Raw genomic sequence first — 8,699 nt, forward strand, 5'->3', positions numbered from 1 at the left:
CACAATCGTTGCCTGAGGTGATGCTTACATCTCCAAAGCAAAGTGCAGAGGCTTTCTTGTTGTCGATTTTCTCCAAACATTTCTCATCGCAATCAACGGTCAAAGGCCATGGAGCAACGCAAGTAGGTGCTAATTTGTCTTCGATCAACAGCTCATCCCAGCAGAAGTTGGCGTTGCCATAGATGTCAGCTCCCCACAATTCTATAGTAACCAGTGCAGTCAGGTCGCAGCAGAAGAATTCTACTTTGTCTTGCAGCGGAGTCATCAATTTGCCACCCTTCAGGATGAAAGTTTCACCTAAATCAGCCAAATCTCCGTCGCCGTTGATGTCAAAACCGTCCGCTTTGGTCCAATCGCCATCCGCAGGAAGAGGATCCAATTTGCCGTTGCCGTTGGTGTCGTATCCTTTGCCAATGAAGCTCGCTTCACAACCAGTAGGTACGTTGCGGCGTACTTTGATCCAAGCCAACTTGCAGTTGTCCCAAGAGCCTTCGTTGATTTCCTCTGCAGTTGCCTGAGCGTATCCAGTGGTGTAGCCATTGCCATTGCTCAATGATACATTTAATTGATCATCGCACTTCATGACTGGAGCAATCTTGTCTTCTACTTCGAAAGTGAACGAGTCACGCTTTGCATTGTAGCAGCCATCAAATGCGTCGATGATCAGGCGGTGCGTACCTACTGGTACTCCGATCATCTGGCCGTTCATGATGGCATAATCCACTTTATCCCACGTATTTTCAGCAACCAGGATGCCTTTAACATAACGATCTTTGGTTTTTAAGCTTACTGTTGCATTGGCTACCAGGCAGTTGTCGGTGATAGACACACCAAACGCAGACTTGATGCCTGCTACAGTTACAGGGAAAGCAGCAGTACAATCCATTGGACCAGTTGAGATCACAAATGGTGCATGGTGCGCATATTCAAGCTTTGGAGGGGTAAAGTCTCCGATTTTGATCAGAATGTGGAACGTATCGATCACGCCACCTGCACACCAATCGAAAATATACATTTCGCGGTCGATCTTCACTCCTTTGCCACCACAGATTGGGAATTCAGTATCCTTGATCGACACAGAATAGTTGCATTCAACTTCGTCGATGTAAATATCTCGCTTGGTCTTTGAGTTCCAGAAATAACTGCGGAAAGAAGGCGTAACGTCGATTTTTTTGATCAGGCTCTTATCAGGAGTACAAGAATTGTACTGAACCACCCAATCGTAACCTGGAGCAGGAACTACAGCGTCTTCGCCACAGCTACCAATGCCACGGAATTTCAAGTTGTCATTTGAGAACGGAGCAGGAGGAGTTCCACAGCCATTGTCCAAAACAACATCAGGACGCGCAAATGGAATCACCTGAATGATGCTGGAACGTATTCCATTGCAATCGGTAGCTACCCATTCGCGGTAGATACGGGCATAAATACCATTGGCAGCAATAGAATCGCAGCTATAAAATACCACTTTGTCGCTCCACTTCAAAGTAACGCGGCAACCGCAAGTACGGCAATTGTCATTGAAGTAGGGATAACCCAGGTTGTGAATGTCGTCAGCAACCAAGCCTGGAGGAACCAAATTACAAGCTCCGTCATCATCACCCGCAACACCTTCTGCGTTAATAATGGTCTGAAGACCAGTTGCAGCAGGCTTGGGAGAAGCAGTTTGACGGTTGCCATCTGCGTCCAATACGCTACCAATCGTTTTGTTGTTGTTCAAAACGTAGTTTACGTCAAAGCAATCCAAAGTACCGTTGAAGAAATCAGTACAAACAACTGCAGGTGCAGTTTTGTCTTCAGCGGTTACCTTGCCCCAGCAGAGGATGTTGCCAAAAGAATCAAACAGGCCGTAGGTCCATACTCCAGCGCAATCGATGATGTCGCCATTACCAGGGTTGCTGTCCATCACCCTTACTGTTGCCCCCGCACAGTTGCCATCAGACAACAGATAAGGCAATAAACGGAATTTGCAGGTAGCATCTAATTGAACTGTAACATCCTGGCAACTGCAATTCGCAACTTGGAAAGTTTTACTTAGGGTCGTAACGCAACCGGGATCGCTAAGGTTTTTAGCGCCCGCAGTATCGGCATCAAAGCCGTAATCGAGTGTATTGATGCCTAGTGGCAAACTCGCAGGGTTGATTTTTAATTTGCTGGGGGAAGGACTTGCGCCCGGTTGGGTATTTCCATTTAATATAAAAGTGCCCAGTCCATTTGCATTGTTTGCGGCGCTGCCTGTAACGACAAATGGAACAGCAGTTGGAGAAATCAAGGCAGGCAAACCACTGAGGGCCACATCGGGATAATAGCAAATATTGTTGGTGGTAAGGAATACATTACCCTGGCTACCCGGCCCATTGGGGCCTTCAACGGTGATTTCAAAACCGGAGCTATCCACGTGTACAAAGGAGATTTCATAAATGGCTATTGTATCATTGACCTGGCGGAAATCCAGCGTGTCCCCTACTGTAATTTCTTGAGGAACCGAGCCGCCAACCCGCAGCGAAGAAATGGATTTTATTGTCCAGATCTGACCAGGCAAACCAGGTTCTATCCAAACCGTTTCATCAAACAAACCATTGCCTTTACAAGTACAGGGGTCGTTGATCATGTAGTCTTCCCGACGACTGTTTTCAGTTGGAGAATCATTGGTAAAAGCGACTTTACAATTGAAAACAACCAAACTGTCCAGTACATTTTCCTCCGTACTACAGCCACTGGCATCGGTCACATTGAATTCGATGTACACTTTGCCTTCCGTAAGCGCTTTGGCAGTTGCCGTTCCGTCATTGTTATTGATGATCTCAACGGATCCATCGCCAGACTGCGTCCATTGATAATTGGAATAGGGCGTTGAGCCACCGTCAATTGTACTGGTAAGCGTAATCGTTGAATCTTTACAAACATATCCCAGAAAATCAATGGATAGGCTTGGTAAATCATTTACCACAACAACACTGCCCGTCGTTGCAGAACAATTGCTGGAGTTGGTAACGGTAACCGTATATGTGGTCGTAATATCTGGAGATACCGTGATCGAACTGGTCGTAGCACTATTGCTCCAAAGGTAGGTCAAGGCAACTGGTCCAAATGCTGGTTTTACCAAATCATTGCTGGCCGTTAGTCCATTGGGTAGGCCAGTTGATCCTTCCGTAACGCTCAAGGTAACTTCGTCCCCCTTACAAATTGTGCCATCGTCATTGCTGCTACCTGAGGTTTCCGAAACACTAATTGATGGGTTGGGTAGCTCGTTAACGATGATTGTTTCTGACGCAGTTTTAGTACAACCGAAAGAATTGGTTACGGTGAGGGTATAAGTGGTCGTAATGGAAGGAGCTACTCTGATCGAACTCGTCGTCGCTCCGGTACTCCAGGCATAGGTCAATCCAACTGTCCCCAAACTCTGACTGGGTGCATCATTGCCAACAATATTGTTCGAAATTGACGGCGTAGCAGTACTTAAAGTAACCGAGTCGCCATTACAAATTGTGCCATCATTGTTGCCTATTCCCGAGGTTTCTGAAATATTAATTGAAGCCTCAGGCAATGGATTGACTATAATCGTTTTTGTCGCGGTAGCCGAGCAACCCAAACTGGTCACTGTGACCGTATAAGTGGTCGTAGTATTCGGTGTTACCGTGATCGAACTCGTCGTAGCATTATTGCTCCATAAATACGTTAAGGAAGGAACTGCCAAACTCGACTCAGGTGCATCATTGCCTGCAAAACTATTCGGAATGGCCGCAGTGCCTGCACTCAGGGTTACCATGTCGCCATTGCAAATCGTGCCATCGTTGTTGGTTGTGCCTGAGGTTTCCGTCACATTAATGGAAGGCGTTGGTGGCAATGGATTGACCGTGATAGTTTTTGTCGCGGAAGCCGAGCAACCCAAACTGGTCACCGTGACCGTATAGGTGGTCGTAGTATTCGGTGTTACCGTGATCGAACTCGTCGTAGCATTATTGCTCCATAAATACGTTAAGGAAGGAACTGCCAAACTCGACTCAGGTGCATCATTGCCTGCAAAACTATTCGGAATGGCCGCAGTGCCTGCACTCAGGGTTACCATGTCGCCATTGCAAATCGTGCCATCGTTGTTGGTTGTGCCTGAGGTTTCCGTCACATTAATGGAAGGCGTTGGTGGCAATGGATTGACCGTGATAGTTTTTGTCGCGGAAGCTGAGCAACCCAAGCTGGTCACTGTGACCGTATAAGTGGTCGTAGTGGAAGGCGATACAGTAATCGAACTCGTGGTCGCTGTATTGCTCCATAAGTAGGTTAAAGCTGGAGTGACCAAACTCGACTCAGGAGCGTCGTTGCCCGCAAAGTTATTCGGGATTGCTGGAGTGCCTGCACTCAGGGTTACCATGTCGCCATTGCAAATCGTTCCGTCGTTGTTGGTTGTGCCTGAGGTTTCCGTCACATTAATGGAAGGCGTTGTTGGCAATGGATTGACTGTAATGGTTCTTGTCGCTGTTGCTGAGCAATTATTTGAATTCGTCACCGTGACCGTATAGGTAGTGGTGATATTGGGCGATACCGTGATCGAACTGGTACTTTCACCATTGCTCCACTCATAAATTAATGCAGGAGTTGTCAGACTCGACGCAGGAGCATCGTTGCCCGCAAAGTTATTGGGAGCATCCACAGAGCCCGCACTTAGGGTAACCTGATCACCTTCGCAAATTGTACTGTCGTTGTTGCTGGCACCAGATGTTTCCGATACTTCAATAGAGGCTTCGGGCAAAGGATTGACGATGATCGTTTTCATCGCGGTGCCCGAACAACTTTCAGCATTCGTCACCGTGACCGTATAGGTAGTAGTGATATTGGGTGCAACCCGAATCGAACTGGTACTCGCTCCGATGCTCCAGGCGTAAGTCAGTGATGGCGCAGGGCCCAATAAATTTTGCACCGGAGCATCATTACCCGTAAAATTATTGGGGATCCCCGGAGTGGACTCCGTAGCTGTCAGCGTCAAGGAATCTCCTGCGCAGATCGTTCCGTCGTTGTCTATTGTTCCTGACGTTTCACTTACATCAATGGATACCGTTGGCAATTCATTTACCGTTATTGTTGCCGTATCCGAACTCGGACAATAGTTATTGTCGGTTACCGTAACGGTGTAACTGGTGGTAATAGAAGGTGACACCGATATAGAACTGGTACTCTCGGTAGTACTCCATTGATATGGAACAACCATCTGTAAATTGGCAGATTGTGCTCCATCACTCCCAGCGAAACCATTTGGTATAGTTTCCGTAAATCCTCCAGATGCAGCTAAAATTACTTCGACACTTCCACAGACTATTCCGTCGCCGGAAGTTGTTCCCGACGTTTCTGAGATGGTGATCGATGCTTTGGTTGGGCTGTTAACTGTGATCGTTACCGAAAAAACTTCATTTGTTACACAGAAGTCTGTTACCGTAACAGTATAGGTAGTGGTAACATTTGGTGCGACGTGAATCGTATCCGTTGTTTTATTGTTGCTCCAAGTATAACTCAGCGCTTGAGTAACACAACCTATAGAATTCGAAAATCCATTTGGAATATTGTTGGGTGCTATTTCGGGTGCATCAAGCACCACTTCAGCCCCCGCACATATGGTGCCATCATCTGAATTCGATCCCGAGCTTTCTGAAATGGTGATTCCTATTTCCAAAGGCTTGGTTTTATCCAAGACCGATGTACCAACATCTACTATGATCCCTTTAACGATACGGGGAGGCAAGCGGTGACTACTTGTGGTCGTGTTTCCGTACACGTCCAATACGGCCAGTAGCAGCCCCAAAAGGAGCGGTAGGTACTTGTTTTTCATAGAGATATGATATTAGCGTAAACTATTCAGCCTATTTGCATCTCAAGCAAGCAAGAGATGCAAAAGTTGTAAACCCATTTTGAGTTGTCTCTGTGATTGAATGATTGCTTTGTGTGGAAAAGATGGAAAGTTGAGGGTCTCAACTTGAGTGATCAGATGTCTATGGAAAGACAGAAACAGTGGAAAAAATCGAAGTGATGTTGATTTCTGCCTCAAATATATAATTTTTTTCTCTAGTGGTACATTTTTTAGATAAAAAATATCAAATGTGTTGTCCATTAACCATCAGACAAACTGTAAATAATTTGTTTTTTATAAAGTAATCAAAGAAGCAACAAAACCGGCAAAGCTAAGATTTACCCTACTATCGAGCTGCAGATGTAATCCGGGATAATTCCGGAAGAATGGATGTTCATATCCGCTTCGCTGGCGCTGGTATTTCCGCTGAGTACAAGTGCCGTCAATTACCTACAAATCCTTAAATCAGACTTGTATTTGAAATTCAGGCATTGGAACCCATAAAGAATGGTACAATTGGTTCTAAGAAAAGCTGAAAACACATATCAAATAAGCTGAACAAATTTTTAGTCTCCGAAAATATAGTCGCTTAGCGACGGTGCAATCGTAGCGGCGGGTATCAACCCGCAGATCAGATGGCATCTATTTTCAGAGGAGTGCCATAGGTACGACCCATTTTAAACCAAAGAATATTGTACATACGGCACTCCCATTTTAATATTGCGCTATAAACGGTGGGTTTCAACCCGCCGCTACAAATGTGTCATCGCTAAGCGATTTGTCGTTGCAGTTTGACCTTTGTGATTTGATCCAACGTCCCATAACTTTAGGTCAAGATAGAAAAGTACTAATTCGCATTCAATATGCGGATTGGCTTTATGGGTAATTGACAAACTATATGTCCCTTACTCCAAAATCACCATCTTCTTCGTCGCAATAAACTCCGTCGTTTCCAAAGTATAATACAATACCCCACTCGCACCCAGTTGCTCCTTTTTCAAGGTCACCTGGTTGCTGCCTTTGGCGTAATTACCTTCTACTTTGTACAGCAGAGCTCCTTTTGCATCCGAGATGCTCAACGTCGCTTTGGTGGCTTTGGGCAGTTTGAAGCCTATCTGTGTTTCGCCATTGAAGGGGTTTGGCGTGTTTTGCAGCAGCTCGTAGCCATCTGCAATCGCTTCCAAGCCGTAGTTCAAGGCGATGCCCAGGTTTTCATTGTTTTGGTTGTACGCTTCTGGTGATACGGCACGGTTCAGGTTCAGGGCGCTGCTTAATTTGGCATCCGCTTTGGCGCGGAGTACCAGCGTAAACAATGCTCCTCGCTCGTATTTCCCGTTCCAGGAAGTCGTAATCAAACCTTCGTTTTTGAAGATGCCGAAGTTCTCTGCTTTCGCTACACCGTATTCAATGTCTACCAGCTCCACTTTGCTTTGATCCAGGTTCAGTGCAAACTGGCAACCCTGGATGTTTTGCAAGTCCGCTCCGCTGAATGCTACCCGGTATTCATTGCCCATTTTCAGGCTTTGCTCCTGTGTGTTCAGTTTGAACGCTCCGTTGCTGCGTACTTCGGCACTCGTTGCGCTGCTTACACTCGCACTGGCGTTTACATCGCCCACTTTGATGGCTACAAAGTTCGCTGTAACATTATTCGCCAAGTCGTTCACGCTCACTACTTCAGGGAAGTTTGCTGACCATGGATTGCCTGGTTCGGGGAATACATACGCTGCATCCACAAAACGCCAGGAGGTATTGTTCTGGAACGTTGGATCGATGTTCAAAATCAACTTACGCAATTGAATCATGTCCAGCGTGGAGATTGACTTGGAGTTGTTCACATCCGCCGCAATCAACTTGTACGGGCTGTTCAGCGCCTGAATGCCCAAGATGTGCTTCTGGATCAATACCAGGTCAAACGTAGATACACCATTCAGGTGGTTTTTATCCAATTGGGGCGTAACCGTGAAGTCACCGCCTTTGGCCAGGTTGACAAAAGTATAACCACCGTTGGCAGTTGTAGTTGCGCTCATTGATGCTTGTCCGCTCAACGTGATGCTTGCACCTTGCAGTTTGGCTGCGCCTTCGGTGGCGATCGTACCTGCGATGTTTGCAGTATTCGTTGTTGATCCAGGACATACCTTGCGGTTGTCTTGTACTTCGATGAAGGTTACGCAGAAATCTTGGTTGCCTGCTTCATCCCATGCGTGCAGTTCTACCAGGATAAAGCCCAATTCAAGGTCTTTGCAGGTTACGCTGATGCTCGTTTGAGTAGGCACTACCGGTTCTTTCACCCGGTTGACCGAGTATTTGGTGACCAAAGGGCGTCCGCTAGGGTCGCCCTTACTGGCGTCCTGACCGTTGCAGTCGTAGATTTTTGAAGCTACGAAATCCGTAGCCCATACCGTCATCATGCCACCTCCTGCACCGTCAGGCATCAGATTGACAGACAGGCCATTGATACAAATTGGAGCTGGTCCTTTGCAATCTTCAACTGTGAATGGAATCCGGGTTGGTACACTCAAGTTGCCGCACTCATCACGTACTACTACGATCAGGTCATGCTTGCCTTGTGGCAAGTTTGCAACATTGATTTCGAAATCACCTTTGCCCAAATCCTTGGTGCTCCAGCGTGGAGTTGCGTACATGATCATTTTGCTGGCATCCAAAGTCTGGAACGGAGCAATCATCAGGAACTGAGTTTCCAAAGTTACTTTGTCTGAACAGTTGTCTTTGCCGTTGATCACCATTTTCAGGTTGGCCAAGCAATCGCCACCTTCACGGATACAGAATTTACCTGGAGTACCAGTTACGACTGGACGTACTTCGTCGTATACCTTGATGATCTGGGTATAGATGAAGCTGTGGT

Annotated in this window: 1 protein-coding gene and 2 pseudogenes; all 3 read right to left on the reverse strand. The window is 46.5% G+C overall.

Annotated features, from left to right (window positions below; genetic code table 11):
* A pseudogene (locus ABW391_RS27660) lies at positions 1 to 5,818 on the reverse strand (hypothetical protein); the annotation flags it as partial.
* 356 nt (positions 5,819 to 6,174) lie between these two features.
* Positions 6,175 to 6,279 (reverse strand): annotated as a pseudogene (locus tag ABW391_RS27665) (TIGR01459 family HAD-type hydrolase); the annotation flags it as partial.
* A gap of 462 nt (positions 6,280 to 6,741) precedes the next feature.
* Positions 6,742 to 8,699: T9SS type A sorting domain-containing protein (locus ABW391_RS27670; RefSeq protein ID WP_353485147.1), on the reverse strand; the 1,958-nt coding region annotated here is incomplete at its 5' end.

The organism is Haliscomenobacter sp., assembly GCF_040403615.1.
GTDB lineage: Bacteria > Bacteroidota > Bacteroidia > Chitinophagales > Saprospiraceae > Haliscomenobacter.